17 protein-coding genes are annotated in these 18561 nt (G+C 63.6%); 13 read left to right on the top strand and 4 right to left on the bottom strand.

Annotated features, from left to right (window positions below; all coding sequences use genetic code 11):
* Positions 1-222 precede the first annotated feature (222 nt).
* From APH42_RS05685 to APH42_RS05655, 7 genes are all read left to right on the top strand, one after another.
* Positions 223-480 (top strand): phenol hydroxylase subunit, encoded by a 258-nt coding sequence (locus APH42_RS05685; protein ID WP_012272932.1) that lies wholly within the window; start codon positions 223-225, stop codon positions 478-480.
* 55 nt (positions 481-535) lie between these two features.
* The gene (locus APH42_RS05680) at positions 536-1531 is read left to right on the top strand and encodes an aromatic/alkene monooxygenase hydroxylase subunit beta (protein ID WP_060492905.1); all 996 of its coding nucleotides are present in this window, start codon (positions 536-538) and stop codon (positions 1529-1531) included.
* Positions 1528-1797: an MmoB/DmpM family protein gene (locus tag APH42_RS05675; RefSeq protein WP_012272930.1), complete on the top strand. Its 270-nt coding sequence runs from the start codon at positions 1528-1530 to the stop codon at positions 1795-1797. The genes APH42_RS05680 and APH42_RS05675 overlap by 4 nt, the downstream gene beginning before the upstream one ends.
* Before the next feature lie 32 nt (positions 1798-1829).
* Positions 1830-3344: an aromatic/alkene/methane monooxygenase hydroxylase/oxygenase subunit alpha gene (locus APH42_RS05670; protein ID WP_012272929.1), complete on the top strand. Its 1515-nt coding sequence runs from the start codon at positions 1830-1832 to the stop codon at positions 3342-3344.
* 65 nt (positions 3345-3409) lie between these two features.
* Entirely contained in the window at positions 3410-3769 is a 360-nt protein-coding gene (locus APH42_RS05665; protein ID WP_060492904.1) for a phenol hydroxylase subunit P4, read from the top strand.
* An 11-nt stretch (positions 3770-3780) separates the two neighbouring features.
* The gene (locus APH42_RS05660) at positions 3781-4842 is read left to right on the top strand and encodes an NADH:ubiquinone reductase (Na(+)-transporting) subunit F (protein ID WP_060492903.1); all 1062 of its coding nucleotides are present in this window, start codon (positions 3781-3783) and stop codon (positions 4840-4842) included.
* A 76-nt stretch (positions 4843-4918) separates the two neighbouring features.
* Complete coding sequence (locus tag APH42_RS05655) at positions 4919-5818, top strand: transporter (RefSeq protein WP_012272926.1); 900 nt, start codon at positions 4919-4921, stop codon at positions 5816-5818.
* A gap of 153 nt (positions 5819-5971) precedes the next feature.
* Here APH42_RS05655 and APH42_RS05650 read toward each other — a convergent pair whose 3' ends face one another.
* Positions 5972-6670, bottom strand: coding sequence for a pirin family protein (locus APH42_RS05650; protein ID WP_060492902.1), 699 nt, complete (start codon positions 6668-6670; stop codon positions 5972-5974).
* A 186-nt stretch (positions 6671-6856) separates the two neighbouring features.
* On the opposite strand from APH42_RS05650, the gene APH42_RS05645 reads away from it, so the two are divergent.
* Positions 6857-9301 (top strand): UvrD-helicase domain-containing protein, encoded by a 2445-nt coding sequence (locus tag APH42_RS05645; protein ID WP_060492901.1) that lies wholly within the window; start codon positions 6857-6859, stop codon positions 9299-9301.
* Positions 9302-9305: 4 nt separating this feature from the next.
* Here APH42_RS05645 and APH42_RS30785 read toward each other — a convergent pair whose 3' ends face one another.
* Positions 9306-12554: an NEL-type E3 ubiquitin ligase domain-containing protein gene (locus APH42_RS30785; RefSeq protein ID WP_256217788.1), complete on the bottom strand. Its 3249-nt coding sequence runs from the start codon at positions 12552-12554 to the stop codon at positions 9306-9308.
* Between the two features lie 123 nt (positions 12555-12677).
* Positions 12678-13775 carry a dermonecrotic toxin domain-containing protein gene (locus APH42_RS30780; RefSeq protein WP_256217787.1) on the bottom strand — a complete coding sequence of 366 codons (1098 nt, stop codon included), beginning with the start codon at positions 13773-13775 and terminating at the stop codon, positions 12678-12680.
* A gap of 191 nt (positions 13776-13966) precedes the next feature.
* Here APH42_RS30780 and APH42_RS05635 point away from each other — a divergent pair, with 191 nt between their 5' ends.
* From APH42_RS05635 to APH42_RS05620, 4 genes are all read left to right on the top strand, one after another.
* Positions 13967-14893 (top strand): alpha/beta fold hydrolase, encoded by a 927-nt coding sequence (locus APH42_RS05635; protein ID WP_060492900.1) that lies wholly within the window; start codon positions 13967-13969, stop codon positions 14891-14893.
* A 75-nt stretch (positions 14894-14968) separates the two neighbouring features.
* Positions 14969-15388, top strand: a complete 420-nt coding sequence (locus APH42_RS05630; protein WP_060492899.1) for a VOC family protein — start codon at positions 14969-14971, stop codon at positions 15386-15388.
* Positions 15385-16164, top strand: coding sequence for an alpha/beta fold hydrolase (locus tag APH42_RS05625; RefSeq protein ID WP_060492898.1), 780 nt, complete (start codon positions 15385-15387; stop codon positions 16162-16164). Before APH42_RS05630 ends, APH42_RS05625 begins: the two co-directional genes overlap by 4 nt.
* Before the next feature lie 118 nt (positions 16165-16282).
* A complete protein-coding gene (locus tag APH42_RS05620) occupies positions 16283-17164 on the top strand; it encodes a sterol desaturase family protein (RefSeq protein WP_060492897.1) in 882 nt (293 codons plus the stop codon).
* On the opposite strand, the gene APH42_RS05615 is transcribed toward APH42_RS05620, so the two are convergent.
* Positions 17147-17833 (bottom strand): helix-turn-helix domain-containing protein, encoded by a 687-nt coding sequence (locus APH42_RS05615; RefSeq protein ID WP_060492896.1) that lies wholly within the window; start codon positions 17831-17833, stop codon positions 17147-17149. The two genes, APH42_RS05620 and APH42_RS05615, sit on opposite strands and share 18 nt — an antisense overlap.
* Before the next feature lie 194 nt (positions 17834-18027).
* Here APH42_RS05615 and APH42_RS05610 point away from each other — a divergent pair.
* The coding region (locus tag APH42_RS05610; protein ID WP_156352734.1) for an MFS transporter at positions 18028-18561 on the top strand (534 nt) is incomplete at its 3' end.

Here is an 18561-nt window from a genome sequence, read left to right as displayed (position 1 = left end):
AATCGCTGGCCGCATTGGCCATTTGCTCCATCCGCCTTGGCCCGATTGAGCAAATGATCAAACGGGCAGGCTTCTGTGCGCGGGCAGGGCCACGTCCGGTTAGCGTCAGTAGAAATTAAAACTCATAAAAAACAATGAGTTGAATGAATTTTTATTTGATTTGAAAGTGCCTGGCACAGCCGTTGCTCTAGCCCTTGGCACGTCCAGCCGGAGCACCAGCGCATGACCTCAGCCACCCCTTCTTTCGAACAGATGCCGCGCTACGTCCGCGTACGCAGCGAACCGGATGCGGCCTTTGTCGAGTTCGACTTCGCCATCGGTTACCCGGACCTGTTCGTCGAACTGGTCCTGCCGCGCACTGCCTTCGCCAGCTTCTGCGCCAGCAACCGAGTGCGCCACATGGATGCCGCGATGGCCGCTGCCGTCGATGCCGACATGCAGAAGTGGCGCTATGGCGAAAGCCGCGACGCGGACGAGTGAAGCGCCGCTTGCCGGCGCATTGCATCCCCACAACAACAAGTACAGGACGCCTTGCATGAGTATCGAGATCAAGACGGCCACGGTCGAGCCGATCCGCCAGACCTTCAGCCACACCCGCCGCCGTTTCGGTGACAAGCCGGCCAGCCGTTATCAGGAAGCCAGCTTCGACATCGAAGCCGCCAGCAACTTCCACTACCGCCCGCTGTGGCAGCCCGACAAGCTGCTCAACGACCCCAGCCGCACTGCCGTGCAAATGGCCGACTGGTACGCCGTCAGCGACCCGCGCCAGTATTACTACGGCACCTACGTGCAGGCCCGGGCCCGCATGCAGGAAAACGCCGAGCACAGTTTTGCCTTCTGCGAAAAACGCGAACTGCTGGCCAGCCTGTCTGCCGAAACCCGCGCCCTGATCGCGCGCCTGTTGCTACCGCTGCGCCATGCCGAACTGGGCGCCAACATGAACAACAGTGGCATTGCCGCCGACGCGTTCGGCACCAGCGTCACCCAGATGCACATGTTCCACGCCATGGACCGCCTGGCCATTGCCCAATATCTGTCGCGCATGGGGCTGTTGCTGGAGGACGACGGCCTGGCACTGCTGGCCGAAGCCAAGCAGCGCTGGCTGGACGAGCCAGCCTGGCAAGGGCTGCGCCGTTACGTGGAGGACAGCCTGGTGCTGCGCGATTGGTTCGAACTGAGCCTGGCGCAGAACCTGGTCAGCGATGGCCTGCTGTACCCGCTGTTGTTCGAGCACTTCGACGCGCAACTGGTGGCCGCCGGGGCAGGGCAGCTGGGCATGCTCACCGAGTTCATGCGCCTGTGGTTCGCCGAGAGCCAGCGCTGGGTCGATGCCCTGGTCAAGACCGTGGTTGCCGAAAGCCCGCACAACCGTCAGTTGATCGAGGGCTGGGTCAGCCAATGGCGCGGCCGCGCCGTGCAAGCGCTGCTGCCACTGGCCGAGGCCGGCCCCGGCCGCGACGCGCTGGATGCCTGTGACAGTGCCTTCGGCGCACGCCTGAAAAAACTCGGCCTCAGTGGAGATGCCGCATGACTTCCCTCGTTTATATCGCCTTCCAGGACAACGACAGCGCCCGCTACATCGTCGAGGCCATCACCCAGGACAACCCCCATGCCCAGGTGCAGCACCAGCCGGCGATGATCCGCGTGCAGGCCGAAGGGCGCCTGGAAATTCACCGCGCCACGGTGGAAGACAAGCTTGGCCGTGAATGGGACGTGCAGGAAATGCTGATCGACGTGATCACCCTCGGCGGCAACGTCGAGGAAGACGAAGACTGCTTCGCCCTGCACTGGAACTGATCCGCACAACGACAAGAACAAGGGAGACCACCATGGCCGCCAAGCGCCTCAACCAGAAAGACAAGTACCGCTGCCTGACCCGTGACCTGGGCTGGGAGCCGAGCTACCAGAGCAAGGAAGACATCTACCCCTACGAGCGGTTCGAAGGCATCAAGATCACCGACTGGGACAAGTGGGAAGATCCGTTCCGCCTGACCATGGACGCCTACTGGAAGTACCAGGCCGAAAAAGAAAAGAAGCTGTACGCCATCTTCGATGCCTTTGCCCAGAACAACGGCCACCAGAACATTTCCGACGCCCGTTATGTCAACGCCCTGAAGTTGTTCCTGAGTGGCGTCACACCCCTGGAGTACCAGGCCTATCAGGGCTTTGCCCGGGTTGGCCGGCACTTTGGCGGTGCCGGCGCACGGGTGGCCTGCCAGATGCAGGCCATCGACGAGCTGCGCCACGTGCAGACCCAGGTGCACGCCATGAGCCACTACAACAAGCACTTCAACGGCCTGCATGACTTTGCCCACATGCACGACCGGGTGTGGTTCCTGTCGGTGCCCAAGTCGTTCTTCGAGGATGCCCGCACGGCGGGCCCGTTCGAGTTCCTTACCGCCATTTCGTTCTCGTTCGAGTACGTGCTGACCAACCTGCTGTTCGTGCCATTCATGTCGGGTGCGGCATTCAACGGCGACATGGCCACGGTCACCTTCGGTTTCTCGGCGCAGTCCGATGAAGCCCGGCACATGACCCTGGGCCTGGAGGTGATCAAGTTCCTGCTTGAGCAGCACGAGGACAACGTGCCTATCGTGCAACGCTGGATCGACAAGTGGTTCTGGCGCGGCTACCGGCTGCTGACCTTGGTCGGCATGATGATGGACTACATGCTGCCAAACAAAGTGATGTCCTGGGCCGAAGCCTGGGAGGTGTATTTCGAGGAGGCCGGCGGCGCGCTGTTCAAGGACCTGGAACGCTATGGCATTCGCCCGCCGAAATACGTCGAGCAGACCACCATCGGCAAAGAGCACATCAGCCACCAGGCCTGGTCGATCTTCTACCAGTACAGCCAGGCCACCAACTTCCACACCTGGATCCCTACCGACGAAGAACTGGACTGGCTGTCGGCCAAGTACCCGGACACCTTCGACCGCTACTACCGCCCGCGCTACGAGCATTGGCGCGAATTGCAGGCGCGCGGTGAGCGCTTCTACAACCCGACGCTGCCGATGCTGTGCCAGATCTGCCAGATCCCGCTGGCCTTCACCGAGCCGGATGCGCCGACGCAATTGAGCCACCGTAGCCTGGTGCACGAGGGCGAGCGCTACCACTTCTGCTCCGATGGTTGCTGCGACATCTTCGCCTTCGAGCCGGACAAGTACGTGCAGGCCTGGTTGCCGGTGCACCAGATCCTGCAGGGCAACTGCGGGGGCGGCGATGTCGAGTCGGTGGTGCGCGACTACTACAACATCACCCCCGGCCAGGACAACTTCGAGTACCAGGGCTCGCCCGAACAGCAGCGCTGGCAGGCGCTGCAGGGTGCCGAACGCAAGGTTGTCTGAAGTGCCGATCTGCCAGGGCGCGCTTGTTGCGCCCTGGTTTTCACAAGAACAAGAGGACCAACGCCATGCCCGTGACCGCCATCGGCCGCTACACCGCCCAACCCCTGGACTGCCAGGCCAATTTCCACGGCGCCCAGCTGGTGTACCTGTGCTGGGAAAACCACCTGCTGTTCTGCGCACCGTTCACCTTGCCGGTGGACCCGGCGCTGCCTTTTGCCGCCTTCATCGAACAGGTGGTCAAGCCGGCCATTGCCCTGCACCCGGATGCTGCACAGGTCGATTTTGCCGCCGCCCGCTGGCGCCTTGACGAGCAGCCGTTCACGCCTGATCTGGCCCGTGGCCTGGCCGCCAACGGGGTTGCCCACAAGAGCCTGCTGCACCTGCACACCCCCGGCCTCGAAGGCCTGGGCGGCAGCCACAACTGAGGAATGCCGCCATGAGCTATCAAGTCACCATCGAACCTACCGGTGAGCAGATCGAAGTGGAGGAGGGCCAGACCATCCTGGAAGCCGCCCTGCGCCAGGGCGTCTGGCTGCCGTTTGCCTGTGGCCACGGCACTTGTGCCACCTGCAAATGCCAGGTGCTGGAAGGCGAAGTCGACCTCGGCGCTGCATCGTCCTTCGCCCTGATGGACATGGAACGCGACGAGGGCAAGGTGCTGGCCTGCTGCGCCATCCCGCAGAGTGACCTGGTGATCGAGGCCGACATCGATGTCGACCCGGACTTCGCCGGCCTGCCGGTGCAGGACTACCGTGCGGTGGTCACCCAGCTGGTGGAACTGTCGCCGACCATTCGCGGCGTGCACCTCAAGCTCGACCGGCCGATGGCCTTCCAGGCCGGGCAGTACGTGAACTTGCAGCTGCTAGGTATCGAAGGCTCCCGTGCGTTTTCCCTGGCCAACCCGCCCCAGCAGGCCGACGAGGTGGAACTGCACGTGCGTCTGGTAGAAGGCGGCGTGGCCACCGGGTACATCCACCAGCAGCTCAAGGTGGGCGATGCGCTGGCGCTGTCGGGCCCTTACGGGCAGTTCTTCGTGCGCGGCTCACAGCCGGGTGACCTGATTTTCATCGCTGGCGGCTCGGGGCTTTCCAGCCCGCAGTCGATGATTCTCGACTTGCTGGCGCGTGGCGATACCCGGCGCATCACACTGTTCCAGGGCGCCCGTACCCGAGCTGAACTGTACAACCGCGAGTTGTTCGAGGCGCTGGCCGAGCGCCATGCCAACTTCAGCTACGTGCCTGCTCTTAGCCAGGCTGCTGAGGACGAGCAGTGGCAAGGTGTGCGCGGCTATGTGCACGACGCGGCCAGGCAGCATTTCGATGGCCGCTTCAACGGTCACAAGGCCTACCTGTGCGGCCCGCCACCGATGATCGATGCGGCCATCACCTGCCTGATGCAAGGCCGCCTGTTCGAACGCGACATCTTCATGGAGCGCTTCTACAGCGCTGCCGATGGTGCTGCCGAAGGCCAGCGTTCGGCCCTGTTCAAACGCATCTGAACACCTTCAAGCCCGGCGCCCCGAACGCGGGGGGCCGGCGTGCACCCGACCGATAACAACAACAAAGGTTGACCCGATGAACCCGACCCTAGCGAACCTGCTTCGCCTTGCCGTGTGTGCCTCGTTGTTCGGCGCCGCCAACTTGACCCATGCCACCGAAGGGGGTGGCACCTCGTATCCACTGGGGGCCGAGAACTACATGTCCGGCGCCATGCCGCCACCGGGCTTCTATGGCCAGCTGTTCGTCAACCACTATGAAGCAGACAACCTGCGTGGCAACGACGGGCGCAAACTGCCGGTGGACTTTCGCGTGCGGGCCAACGCCATCGTCCCCCGGCTGATCTGGGTGAGTGACTACACCCTGCTGGGCGGTAGCCTGGCGCTGCATGCCATCGTGCCGCTGGTGGACGTCAAGGTCTCGCTCAATGGCCAGTCACAGCACAACAGTGGCCTGGGTGACGTGATCTTCGGCCCGGCACTGGGCTTTCACCACAGCGACAAGTTCCACAGCATCCTGGCCTTCGACATGATTGCCCCCACCGGCCGCTACGACAAAAACGACCTGGCCAACCCAGGGCGCAACTACTGGGTGTTCGAGCCGGTGTATGCGATGAGCTATGTCGACCCGGCGGGGCTCAACCTGGATGCCAAGGTGATGTACGACTTCAACCGGCGCAACCCAGCCACCGATTACCGCTCGGGGCAGGAATTTCATGTGGATTATGCCGTGGGGTGGGGGCTTGGGAATGGTTGGGTGCTGGGGGTAGGGGGGTACTACTACCGGCAGACGACTGACGACAACCTGGATGGCGAGCGCATCGAAGACAACAAAGGCCGCAGCTTTGCCATCGGGCCGTCGATCAAGTACAGCGGCAAGGATGGCTGGTTCGTGACGGCCAAGTGGTCAAAGGAAACCGAAGTGCGCAACCGCGCCCAAGGCGATGCCTACTGGTTGAAGTTGACCTTGCCCTTCTAAGCCTGCGTGGTCCCTGTAGGAGCGGCCTTGTGTCGCGATTGGGCTTGCGCAGCAGCCCCTCGGTTTCTGCCGCGCTGCAGAGCGTGCTGGGGCTGCTGCGCAGCCCGATCGCGACACAAGGCCGCTCCTACAAACAACGCAGGTCGCTGGGCGTCAGGCCACATCCACCAGCACAATCTCGCTGTCTTCGATGGCGGTCACGCGCAGTACTGCTTCCTGCTCGATTGCCACGCCGTCGCGCGCCTTGGCCCGCAACCCGTTGACCTCGACCAGCCCCTTGGCCGGCACCAGGTAACCCCGGCGTGCGGCATCGAAGAGGTATTCGGCGGTTTCACCCGCACGCAAGGTGGCCGCCACCAACCGTGCATCGGTGCGAATCTGCAGGCTGTCTTCATCACCGGCACGGCCGCTGGCCAAGGTCACGAAGCCTTCGCCACGTTCGCCTTTGGGGAACGGCCGGCTACCCCACTGCGGTGCTTCACCGGTGCGCTCCGGCACGATCCAGATCTGGAAAATGCGCGTATCGACGTCTTCCAGGTTGTACTCGCTGTGCACGATACCGGTGCCGGCACTCATCACCTGCACATCACCGGCTTCGGTACGGCCCTTGTTGCCCAGGCTGTCCTGGTGGCTGATCGCGCCTTCACGTACATAGGTGATGATTTCCATGTCGCGGTGCGGATGCGGCGGGAAGCCACTGCCGGCTGCAATCAGGTCGTCGTTCCATACCCGCAGGTTGCCCCAGTGCATGCGTGCCGGGTCGTAGTACTCGGCGAAGGAGAAGTGATGGTGGGCGTCAAGCCAGCCATGGTTGGCGTGGCCGAGGCTTTCGAAGGGTCGCAGTTGCAGCATGATCGTGCTCCTTGAAACAGTGGAATGACGCCATGATGCGCTAAAGAAACATCGAAAATAAGCGTAAATATCGGCTTAAAACAATCTATTTGTTGGATTGAATATGCTGCCAAGCGTTATGCGCCTCATCGCCTAATCCACTGATCTGCAAGCATTCGCTGGCGATTTTCCGTCGATGCGGCGAACATGCCCGTTGTTTTGATTTTCAACGGAGTGACCGTGGCCCACGAGCAACCCCAGGCCCTCGCCGACCTTACCCCTCCTGCCCAGTTGCCCTGGTTTCGCCGCCTGGTCGCCCGCCTGCTGGGGCGTGGCCTGACCCGCTTGCAGGCCCAGCACCGTGACTCCTGGTCCCTCGGCCACGCCACTGGCTATGAGGCTGGTCGCCAGGTGCTGGTGATTCGCGATTCGCGCCCCGACACAACCGCTGTGCCTGGCCAGGACGACAACCTGTTCGACGACTGGCGCCTGCCGTTGACAGCCGAGCTGAAGAAGCGCTTCAAGGCGGATGTCGCCCAGCGCCTGCCTACCGAGGCGCAGCCCAGCGCCGCGCAATGGAAGCTGATCTTCAGTGACACCCCTTCCACCTGCGTGGTGGCAGGCGCCGGGGCAGGCAAGTCCACATCGTTGGTGCTGCGCATCCTGCTGTTACGCCATTACCTGGGCTATGAGCTGGATGCAATGACCGTGGTGACCTTCACCCGCGAGTCGCGTAAGGACTTCATCAAGCGCCTGTTGCAGGTCTTCGCTCTGTGGCAGATCAACCTGCAACCGGTGCAGGCCCGCGAGCTGGTGCGCACCTTCCATTCGCGCATCCTGCCGCTGGTGCGCAGCCTGCCAGGCTTCGGCCAGGTGCGAGCATTCGAAACACTGGGCAACGAGATGCCTGCAGGGCGTGAAGCCGAGGCTGACAGCAACCCGTTCGATCTGCGCCTGAACGACGCCCAGCGCCAGCAGCTTAACCAGTGCTACAGCAGCTTGCTGGGCGAGAGCCCGCGTTTTGCCGAGCTGGTAGGCCTGTTGCGCAGCGAAGCGTTGCAGCTCAAACCGCTGGACCCGAACAACCCCGACGTGCAGAAGCGCGCCCAGGTAACCCAATTGGCGGCCCAACGCGACGAAGAACTGTGCGACGTGATCGAGGACCTGTGGTTCGCTGCCGGTGCCTGGCCGATCAAGGGCATCGAACCCTGCCGCGAAACCGTCGACATCCGTGGCAGCCGCTTTCATGTGCATGGCCGTCTGCAAGGCCAGGGGCCGTTGGTGGTGCTGGGCTTCGACCCGGCGGAAAGCGCGCAGTACCAGCGCCCTGGCGCCAAGCTGGCAGCGCGTGCGGAGTGGGCGGTCAAGCGCACGCTGTTGCAGGCTTTCTGCGACAGGCCACTGATCTGGCTGGACAACTACGCCATGGCCCGGCGCCTGGCCGCATCGTTGGCAGGCGATGCGGTGGCTGGCCCCGGCTTCGAGTACAAGGTCAAGGGTGAATTGGCCCCGGCGCCACTGCTGGATGCATTCGTCAGCGCGGCCAACTTCATCGAGAACCTTGGCCTGGACGTTAACAACGCGGTGGCGGCCATGAGCTTCCCGTCCGGCGACAGTGATGCACGGTTCTTCGAAGCCCTGGCGCTGTATTGGAAAGCGCTGGAAATGCACCTGCTGGACCAGTCGCCGCCGGTGATGAGCTACAACCGCATGTTCGCGCTGTTCGGCGAAAACAACCCGGAAAACCTGCAACTGCTGCCCGACCCGTTGCTGCGGCCATTGGCGCACCTGATGATCGACGAGTTCCAGGATGTGTCGCCGCAGATCGTCAGTTGGCTGCGTGCCAGCCTCGCCGAAATCCGCCGACGCGGCCCGGCCATGCACACTGGGCGCCACGCCCAGCACTCGTCGCTGCTGTGCGTGGGTGACGACTGGCAGTCGATCTACGGCTGGCGTGGCAGTTCGCCCAAGTATTTCATGGAGTTCACCAAGGCCTTCCCGTCACCGGCCAACACGCGGGTGATGCTGGTGGACAACTATCGCTGCCAGCAGCAGGTGATCGACGCGGCCGAGCACCTGGTCAAAGGCACCCCGGCGATTGCCGGCAAGAAAGCCCGTGCCAGTGGCCCGGCGGCCGAGCTGCCCGGCTCGCCGGTCAAGGTGTTCGACCGTGACGAGGCCGCCTTGGGCGAAACGCTGATCGAGCATTACCAGCGCGGTGAGACGGTCATGATGCTGTACCGCAAAGGCAGCGACAGGGCCTTGATGGCCGAGCACCTGCAAGGCGTATTGCACGCCGACGCGGCGCTGCCGGCCGAACAGCGTCGGCTGCGCCAACTGACTTACCACAGTGCCAAGGGCCTGCAGGCCGATGCGGTGTTCATGCTGGGTGACTGCCAGTACCTGACCAGCTCGCCGTACAAGAATCAGGTGTATCGCCAAGCCGGCTTGGGCAAGGCTGGTGATGCGCAGCCGTTCGATACGGCGCAGAAGGAAGAGGTGCAACGCCTGGCCTATGTGGCGGTGACCCGCGCGGTGCAGCACTGCTACTGGCATGTGGAGGCCGCCAACGGCGATGCCGCGGTGGCCCCACGGGCGTCGAGCCAAGTGGATGGCAGACAGGCCTTTTTCGAAGACCTGCGCGGGCAGTAGGGCGCTATCTGTTCGGGTCTTGCAGGCGGGTAAGCGTTTCGAACAACGCTTCGCGCTGCTGCTCACGCCCGGCGTTCAGGCGCCGGCTGGCCAGGTCGTAAGCCTGGCTGCCAAGGTCCATTCTTTGCAATTGACCACTGCCGTCCAACGCTGGCGCGGGCAGCGCCTCGCCGATGGCTTGCAATACCGTACCATCCAGCGAAGTGACGGCTTCGTTTTCAGCGTCCAGGCAATAGTCCAGGTACTGCATGCCTTGGTACCACCGCTCATCCAGCGTGGCGAACTGGCTGGCGAAGTGCTGGGCAAGGTAACGTTGCCAGCTGGGCTGCCGCGCAACCCATGCCCTGCGCTCTGTGGCGGTTTGGTCGAATTGCCGGACGGCGTGTTCGACATTGCTTTCCACCCGTGTCGAAATCATCGCTTCGCGGCGATACAGCATGCCTTGGCTGGTTTCTGGAAAGTCGAGTGGCACTGCCAGTGACTGGCGCAAGGCCAGGCGTATTTCGATCAGGTCCGTCCCGCCAGTGAGCAGGGCGTTGTCACTCAGCTCGTCGAGGCTGTCCAGTGCAGGCACATCAAGCCTTGCGGGCTGTGCCTGGGCAGGTAGCCGCTCCAGCTCCAGCAAGCGTGCCTGGCGCGCCAGTCGAGCGAGCTGGATCCGTTCGCCCAGCGCGTTGACCATTTCCCGGCGATAGAGGGTTCTGAAAAAGTTGAACAGGTAGGCGGGGCGCTCTGCTTCCTGGGCCAGTTGGCTGAACACCTGTGCTTCAATTTCGAGGGCGCTGAACGCATCGGTACCGGCGTCGCCACAGGTGGGCGGGTAGTCTTGCGCGACATTGTCCAGATGGGTGCGCAGCGCCTCATCCTGCCCGGCCTGTTCGAGCAACCGCCAGACCTGGTTACTCAGCCCGCGCAAATCCTGCTCGGCTTGCTGCGAGCGAGTCACGCGTTCGATGACATCGCGTAAATGTCGGTTTGCATCGCCCTCGAATAATTCGTTCCAAAGCTGTGTCTGTTCTGGGCTGGCATCCACGAGCCAGAACTCCTCGCTGATATCCGACAGTTGATCGTCGCTGTGCACTTCGACGCCGGCCGCGCGTAGCCGGCGGTTGCTGTTGGCATCCAGGTCGTTTTCGTTGAAGTCCCACAAGGCATCGCGGTTTGCACGCAGGGCATCGGCAAAGGGGCTGGTCAGCAACTGGTTAAGGTCCGGCACCTCGGCGATCGGGTTGTAGCTCAGGCTGAGGTGGCGCAATTGCAGGTCGGCCTGCGCCATCAGTGATGTGAGGCCGCGCGGCCACTCATGCAGGCTGCAGTTGCGCAGTTGCAGGTTGGTCAGGCGGGTCAGACCGGTCAGGTCGGGGGCCTGACCCAGCGGGTTGTTGGTCAAGCGTAGGCCGCGCAATTGGTGCAGGCCGGTGAATCGTGCTGCCAAGGCATCACTCAGCGTAATGTGGTTGTACTCCAGATCAATGTATTCGAGGGGAAGCTGTGCAAGGGTCTGCAGGTCGGCTTCGCTTAGCTGCAGCCTGTTCAGACGCAGGCTCAGCCGGCGCAGGCGGGTCAGGCCGGTCAGGTGTTGGCGCATTCCGTCGGTCAGGCTGCCCAACTGGTTGTTGCCCAGGTCCAGCTCTTCCAGTTGCGGGGTGGACGCCAGTGCACGGAACAGGCCGTCGAAATCGAGCTCTGGGCTTTGCGCCAGGCGCAGGGTGCGCAACGAGGGGAAACTCTGGAAGAAGTCTGCAGGTATCTGACGGATGCCGATAGCGCGAATGTTCAGGGTGGTGATGTGATCGAAGCGCGCCGGCAGTGATGGCAGGGCGTCGACTTCCAGGCCCTGCAGTGTCAGGCTGTCGGGGTCGTCACGGCGCCAGGCGGCATTGAACAGGTCTCGCACCACGTTGCGTGCGTTGCGCTGGTTCTCGTTACCCTGGCTCGTCCAGTCACGCAGTGTGTTGTCGAGGCTGTTGCGCTCGGTTTCCAGCGCGCTGATCTGCGCCGCTACGTTACCGCGCTGGCGCATTTGGCCGAGCAAAGTATTGCGCTCGCTTGAACTCAGGCTGGGGTACAGTGCCCGCAATCGTCTATTTGCCGTATTGGTCCAAGGCAGCCTTCCACTGAGTGGGTAGCCAAGGCGGCCATCGGCCAGGCGCATTGGCGAACGGTAGCCCGGCCTGATGGGTTGCTGCCCGATCAGCCGTGCCGCATGCGCCCGGTTGGCAATCGCCACCTCATACCGTTGGTGAGGATCAAGCTCAGGGTGTTCGGCCTTGAGTGCGGCATCCAGCACTTCACTGTCGGCAGTGGCCAGGTCAGGGCGATACAGCCCCAGCAAGGCCCTGCTCAAGCGGGCATGTGCCTGAAGCCGCCGGGCCTCTTCGGCGACGCGCAAAGGCACCCTGCCTTGGGCCAGGCGTAGGCGCTCACTGGCGCAGGTCCTGGCCATGAGCTGCCGGATGGCGCGCCCCGGCAGCCCCGGAAACTGCCTGGCCAGGGGGTGGGCTCGTTCGGCAGGGCTGAGCTGATCCCGTGCGCTAAGGCGGTCGAGTGCATCGGCCAGCAAGGCAGGCGGTTGCTGTGCGGCAACCTGGGTTTGGCGAAGTTCGTCGCCTTGCACACCGGAGCTCGCTAGCGCTGCCTTCAGCGCTTCGTCAGTCAGGCCGTCACTGATTGGCCCTAAGCGGCGCAACAAATACAGGTCATCCCATTCCAGCGGCGTTTCATGTTCTGCGCGCCATGCGCCTGCACCGTATTCGCGCACTACCAGCCGATAAGCCTGTGGGTCCAGTGGGTGGGGGATGCGCCACTGGCCCCGCTCATACACCTGTTCGTAGACAACACCATCGATGCGAATGTAGTGGCGCCCGTCTACCGTGTAACGGCCTTGTGCGTCGGGCTCAAGGTGTTCGGCAATCGATACCGGGCTTGCACGGTCCTTCAACGTGGGGTTCCATAGGTAGTCATTGCCATCCTTGACGATGCTCTGCATGGCATCGACGAATCCTGAGGCCTTCAGCGCTACGGTGGCGCCGCCCATGGCAGCCACTGTGACAATGTTCAGCAACACCGACTCAAGCTGGGCCACAGCCGCTTCATTGTCACCTTCCTCCCACGCTGAAATGCCCTCGAACACGCTGCCCATGATCTGCGCGGCGCCGATGGTCAGCATGATCGGGTTCAGGCAGGGTACGACCATGGCGGCGACATTCAGCACGGTCATGCCCAGGTCCAGCCAGTATTCGATGTTCTGCAAGCGTACCCTGGCGTCAACATCCTCTGTGGGAACCGCCACCTGGCGAGCATCGGCCCGCAGACGTACAAGATGGCGGGATTCCAGCTGTGCCCAAGGGACATCTGGCAAGGTGCTGTCGATGGACTAAAGATGTATCGACTTGCGAGGTTGCCGCTGCGCTCCCTGGTCGGCGTTGCTGTAAAGGGCGCGCTCAAGCTGCTGGTTCAACGCTGCCTGTTGCGATTGCAGCGCCAGGGCGACGAAGCGCTTGCGGTAGTCGTCCTGCAGCAGTTGCTGGCGCAGGTACTTGCGTGCATCGCCCAGCGAGGCAAATTCCCTGAGCGCATCGCCATCTGCCGGGTTGTAGAGAAATACCGGGTCATGGGTGCGGTTTTGCGTGGGCGCGATGAACAGCAGTTCGTGGATCGGGATGCCAAACAATTGCAGCTGCCAGCAACGCAGGGGGCGGCCTTGATAGGTGGGGTCGGCGTTTTCGGCACCGAGGCCATGCAGCGCGAAAGCGCTGGCGTGGCTGAGGTGGCCTTTGCAGGCCGCAATACGGGTTTGCACGCGGAACTCGTCACGCCGTGCGGTGATGGCCAGTGACTGCAGCTCGGCTTTGTTTGCACCGCCGTAGACCTGGTCAAGGTGCTGCTGGTAGCGCTGGCCCAGGTCAAGCGCACGGCACTGGTCGATGAACCCCGCCACTGACATCCCTGCGATTGGCCTGATGTCCTGGCGGCCGTGCTGCAGGCGGCTGAAACGGGTGGTATCGGCAGTTCCTTCGAAATTGTGCAGGGCCGCTTCGAGCAGGCTGCGATACTGCGGGTCACCTTTGGGTACGATCTCGCCCAGCTCACCTGGTACTACAGGGCCACTCGGTATCCCGTCCGGTTGCCTGACGGCGGTGGCTTGATAAACGTATTGCGCCTGAGTGACCGGGGTGTCGATGCCCAGCTGCTTTTGCAGCAGTGGGGCGCAGAACGCAGTGACGCCCTGCAAGTCGCTCAGCGCAGCCTGCAGGGCCCTGCTGCTGGCGTCGCGAGTGGCGATGGCGCGCTGCACGGCCTGACGGGTGAGTGGGTCTGCCTGGCTGTACCAAGGGTAAGCATTGCCTTCGGCATCCTGATAGTCCTTGCGCAAGCGCGCCAGGATGCGACTGGCGTGTTCGCTGTGCAGCGCCTTGCTCCAGCCGGGAAGGGACTGTGTCATTTGCGCGTGGTGGTAAGGGGTGTGGCTCATGTCGTAGCTCCGTGGTCGGTCGCCGCTATGGAGCCGCAGGCGCAGGCGCGAGGTGCGGTAGATAATTGCCTGCCCGAGTCGGTGATGCACATGCGGTTGTCGGCGAGGGGCCAGCAGGTGAGCCGTGGCTGGGCCAAGGTGGTGTGCCGGCCTGACGAGTACGCGCCAGGCACCAGTCAGGGAGAGAGAGCATGCGTTCGCCGTTCAGTCCCAAGGACCATTTACTGGACCTCGACGGTATCGAGATTGCTGTGCGCTGTTGGGGCCCGGAAGAGGGGATACCGGTACTGGCCCTGCATGGCTGGCTGGACAACGCCGCCTCGTTCGAGCGCCTGGCACCGATGCTCGATGGTTGCTTCGTGGTGGCGCCCGACCTGGTCGGCCATGGCCGTTCCGACCATCGTCGTCATGACAGTGGCTATTACCTGTGGGAACACGCCCAGGACATGCTGGCTGTGGTCGACAGCCTGGGCCTGGCGCAGTTTCATGTGCTGGCCCATGGCATGGGCACTGGCGTAGCGTCGCTGCTGGCGGCCATGACCAGTGGCGTTGCCAGCATGACCTTCCTCGACGGCATGGGTGCACCGTTCACGGTGGCCGAGGATGACCGCGTGCAGCACCTGGCACGGGCCTACCGGCTCAAGCGCATGGTACAGCGCAGCCAGTTGCCGGGTTTTGCCGAGCCGGACGCGGGCCGCTTCGACGACCTGGACACCGCCCTGGCGCAACGCCGCGAACGCCTAGACACCGAGCTGTCGGAGGGTGCCGCACGGCTGTTGGCGTTGCGCGACCTGCTGCAACTGGGCGATGGCTATTGCTGGCGCCACGATCCACGGCTGGTGCTGCCCGAACCCATGCCGCTGACCGAGCGCGAAGCCTGCGACCTGCTCCGCCAGATCCGCTGCCCGTTGTACCTGCTGTTTGGCCGCCAGGGCGCATTCACTGGTGAGGCCTTTATCCGGCGTCAGGCCGCCTTGCCCAGCCAGGCGAAGGTTTCCTGGCACCCGGGCGGGCACCACTTCCACCTGGACGCCCCGGACCGCGCGCTGGTCGACCAACTGCTGCGTATCTTGACGCGCCATGAAGGGGGCGTGCTGCAACGGTTGGTTAACGAGTAGCTGATTCTGGCCACGCCGGGCGAAGCTGGGCTATGGTGGCGACGGTACTCGCACACACGGCATAAGGAGCCCGGCATGCGACCGTTCGCTATCAAGCACATAGACCATCTTGTTCTGCGGGTCCGTGACCTGCCGCGCAGTGTTGCCTTCTACACCGAGCTGCTGGGCTGCAATGTCAGCCGGGTGCGCGAAGACCTGGGCATGGTGCACCTGGCCACGGGCACAGCGATGATCGACCTGGTGACCCTGGACGGCCCGCTGGGCCAGCCAGGCGGGGCGGCACCGGGGGTGGAGGGGCGCAACCTGCATCACTTCTGCCTGCGGATCGAGCCGTTCGACGAGGCCGCACTGACGGCCTACCTGGAGGCCGCCGGGGTAACGGTAGAGCCTGCGGAAAAGCGTTATGGCGCCGAAGGCGAAGGGCTCTCGCTGTACTGCTACGACCCGGATGGCAACCAGGTCGAGTTGAAGGGGCCGGTGGCGGAGGCGGTATGAGCGGCCTGCACATTCGCGAGCACTGGATCGACACCGCGTCAGGCAAGCTGTTCGCCCAGCAGTGGGTGCCGCTGCAGGCACAGGGGGCGCCTATCGTCCTGTTGCACGATTCGCTGGGTTGCGTGGCCTTGTGGCGCGACTTCCCGGCGCAGCTGGCGCAGGCTACCGGGCACCAGGTGATCGCTTACGACCGCTTGGGCTTCGGTCGTTCCGACGCACACCCCGGCAGGTTACGCCTGGGCTTTGTCGAGAACGAGGCGCAGCAGGGCTTCACGGCCCTGCGCGAGTACTTTGACATAGCTGATTTCATTGTCTTCGGTCACAGCGTTGGCGGCGGAATGGCCGTGGCCTGCGCTGCGGCATTCGCCAGCCAGTGCATGGGGTTGATCACCGAGTCGGCGCAGGCCTTTGTCGAAGCCCGCACACTTGAAGGCATTCGGTCAGCGGACCAGCAGTTTGCCGAGCCTGGGCAACTGCAGCGGCTGGAGCGCTACCACGGCAGCAAGGCCCAATGGGTACTGCGCGCCTGGGTGGACAACTGGCTGGCCGAGGATTTTGCCGACTGGAACCTGGATACCGTTTTGGCGCAGGTTCGCTGCCCCTTGTTGAGCCTGCATGGCGATAACGACGAGTTTGGCTCGTCGGCGCACCCCGAACGACTGGTGGCGCTGGCGGGTGGGCCTGGGGTGGCGCGACTGCTGCAAGGCTGTGGGCATGTGCCACACCGGGAGCAGGCAGAGGTGGTGCTGGCGGAGGTCGTGCAGTTCTTGCGGTAACGGTTTTTTCAAGCCAACGCGGGCGATTTGCAGGCGCGGCCATGCATGCGCCGTTCTTTCAAGCGCTCACCTGGGCTGAGGCTCAACACTGGCGGCTCCTGACTACCTGGAGTCGCCCATGCGCACCCTATACGCCCCACTGTTCTTCTTCGGTTTCATTGCCGCCGCCTTGTCATTGGCAGCCCACCCGTTGTGGCTGGTGCCACTGCTGGCCAGCGCAGTGCTGCTGTCATTCGCCTGTGAGCGGCTCATGCCTTACAAGGCTGCCTGGAACCGGGCACAAGGCGATGGCCGTCGCGACCTGTGCCATGCGCTGTTCAACGAGTGCCTGACCCTCGCCAGCGTGGCAGGCATCCCGCTGCTTGCCCACTGGCTCCCGGAAACGGGCCTGTGGCCGGGCCACTGGCCGTTGGCCTTGCAGTTGCTGCTGGCCATTGCCTTGGCCGACCTGGGCATCACGCTGGTGCACTACGCCAGCCATCGCAGCCCGCTGCTGTGGCGGCTGCATGCGGTGCACCACAGTGTCACCCGCTTGTACGGCTTCAACGGTTTGATGAAACACCCTATACACCAGTTGCTCGAAACCTTGGGGGGCACCTTGCCGTTGCTGCTGCTTGGCTTGCCCGTCGAGGTGGCATCGCTGCTGGCGTTCAGTGTGTCTATCCAGCTGTTGCTGCAGCACAGTAACGTGGACATGCATATTGGCGGCTGGCGCCATGTGTTCGCCTGGGCACCGGTGCATCGCTTGCACCACCTGAAGTACGGCACTACCGGCGACGTCAACTTTGCGCTGTTCTTCCCCCTGTGGGACCGCCTGCTTGGCACGCGGCTGTACCTGCCAGGCTATACGCTGGCGGACGACGACATGGGCATCGGTGATCGGCCGGACTATCCGCAGGCGTACCTGGCGCAACTGCGTGAGCCGTGGGCAAGCGCAGATGTTCAGCCACCGGCGGTATTGCCGGCAGGCCTGCGTCAGGCGTTAGCCGAACGTACGTAGGCGCAAGCGGCGCAAAGCGGTACCTGGGCTGAGGCCGAATTGCTGGCGAACGCTGCGGGTGAAATGCGCCGAATCGGCAAACCCCGCCGCCAATGCCGCTTCGGTCAGGCTGGCGCCGCCCAGCGCCTGTTGCAGGGCCATGCGCAAGCGCTGCCACAGCACCAGCCGGCGCACGGACAATTTCAGTGAGCCGCTGAACAGGCGTTCCAGTTGGCTGAGCGACAGCGCAACAGTGCTGGCCAGTTCCTGGGCCGGCAAGGCCTGTTCGTCGAGTGCGCGGATGCGCTCGAGGGCTTTTCTCAGGCGCGGGTCGAGCGGCCGGCGCGGCCAGTGCATGAGGCACTCTGCCAGTTGCTCTGCGCTGTTGCCGGCTTGCTTGCAGGCTAGGGCAAGGTCTGCCAGGTCGAAGGCCAGCGGTTCGGCAAACACGGTTAGGCACGGTACGCCATGGCTGAGGATGGCATGGGGTTGCCGCGACGCGATGAACACCTGTGGGCCGCTGCAAATCCGCTCGCCTAGGCGCACCTCGACATCCGCACCAAGGCCCACAAGCACCTGATGCGCGTAATGCACATGGCTGTCGGTCCTGCCCAGCGTAGACCGCAGCAGGCAGTGATCGTCCGCCAACCAGATATCGCCCTGCCAGCCGGGTGTTGCCGTGTCGTCCATGCTGCCCTCTGGTGTATGGCCAGGCGGGTGGATATCCCGGCAATCCCGATTATGCTTCATTTACCTTGCTGCGATCCGAGGCGGCCCGCCTCGTCGTGCTTCGCGCAACCCAAAGCAAGCCCCAGCGCCTGGGTGCGACGGTGAAGTGGTTGTGAGGTGCTCCGGCCTGCATGACGACATGACGGAGGCAACCCATGGCGGTTCTCGACAGCGCATCCACGGGCAGTAGCGCGCCCCAACGCGGTATCACCAAGGAGGAGCGCAAGGTCATCTTCGCCTCGTCCCTGGGCACGGTGTTCGAATGGTACGACTTCTACCTGTACGGTTCTCTCGCCGCGATCATCGCCAAGCACTTCTTTGCCGGGGTCAATGAAACCACCTCGTTCATCTTCGCGCTGCTGGCGTTCGCCGCCGGGTTTGCGGTAAGGCCGTTCGGCGCCATCGTGTTCGGCCGGCTGGGCGACATGATCGGGCGCAAGCATACCTTCCTGATCACCATTGTCATCATGGGCCTGTCGACCGCACTGGTGGGCTTGCTACCCAGCTACAGCGCGATTGGCGTGGCTGCGCCGGTCATCCTGATTACCCTGCGCCTGCTGCAAGGCCTGGCCCTGGGTGGTGAATACGGCGGCGCGGCCACTTATGTGGCCGAACATGCACCCAAGGGCCGACGGGGCTTCTTCACCGCCTGGATCCAGACCACGGCCACGTTGGGGCTGTTCCTGTCG

Origin of the sequence: Pseudomonas sp. NBRC 111140 (genome assembly GCF_001320885.1) — a bacterium.
Classification (GTDB): domain Bacteria; phylum Pseudomonadota; class Gammaproteobacteria; order Pseudomonadales; family Pseudomonadaceae; genus Aquipseudomonas; species Aquipseudomonas putida_P.
This window is presented reverse-complemented; position numbering and strand designations above follow the sequence as displayed.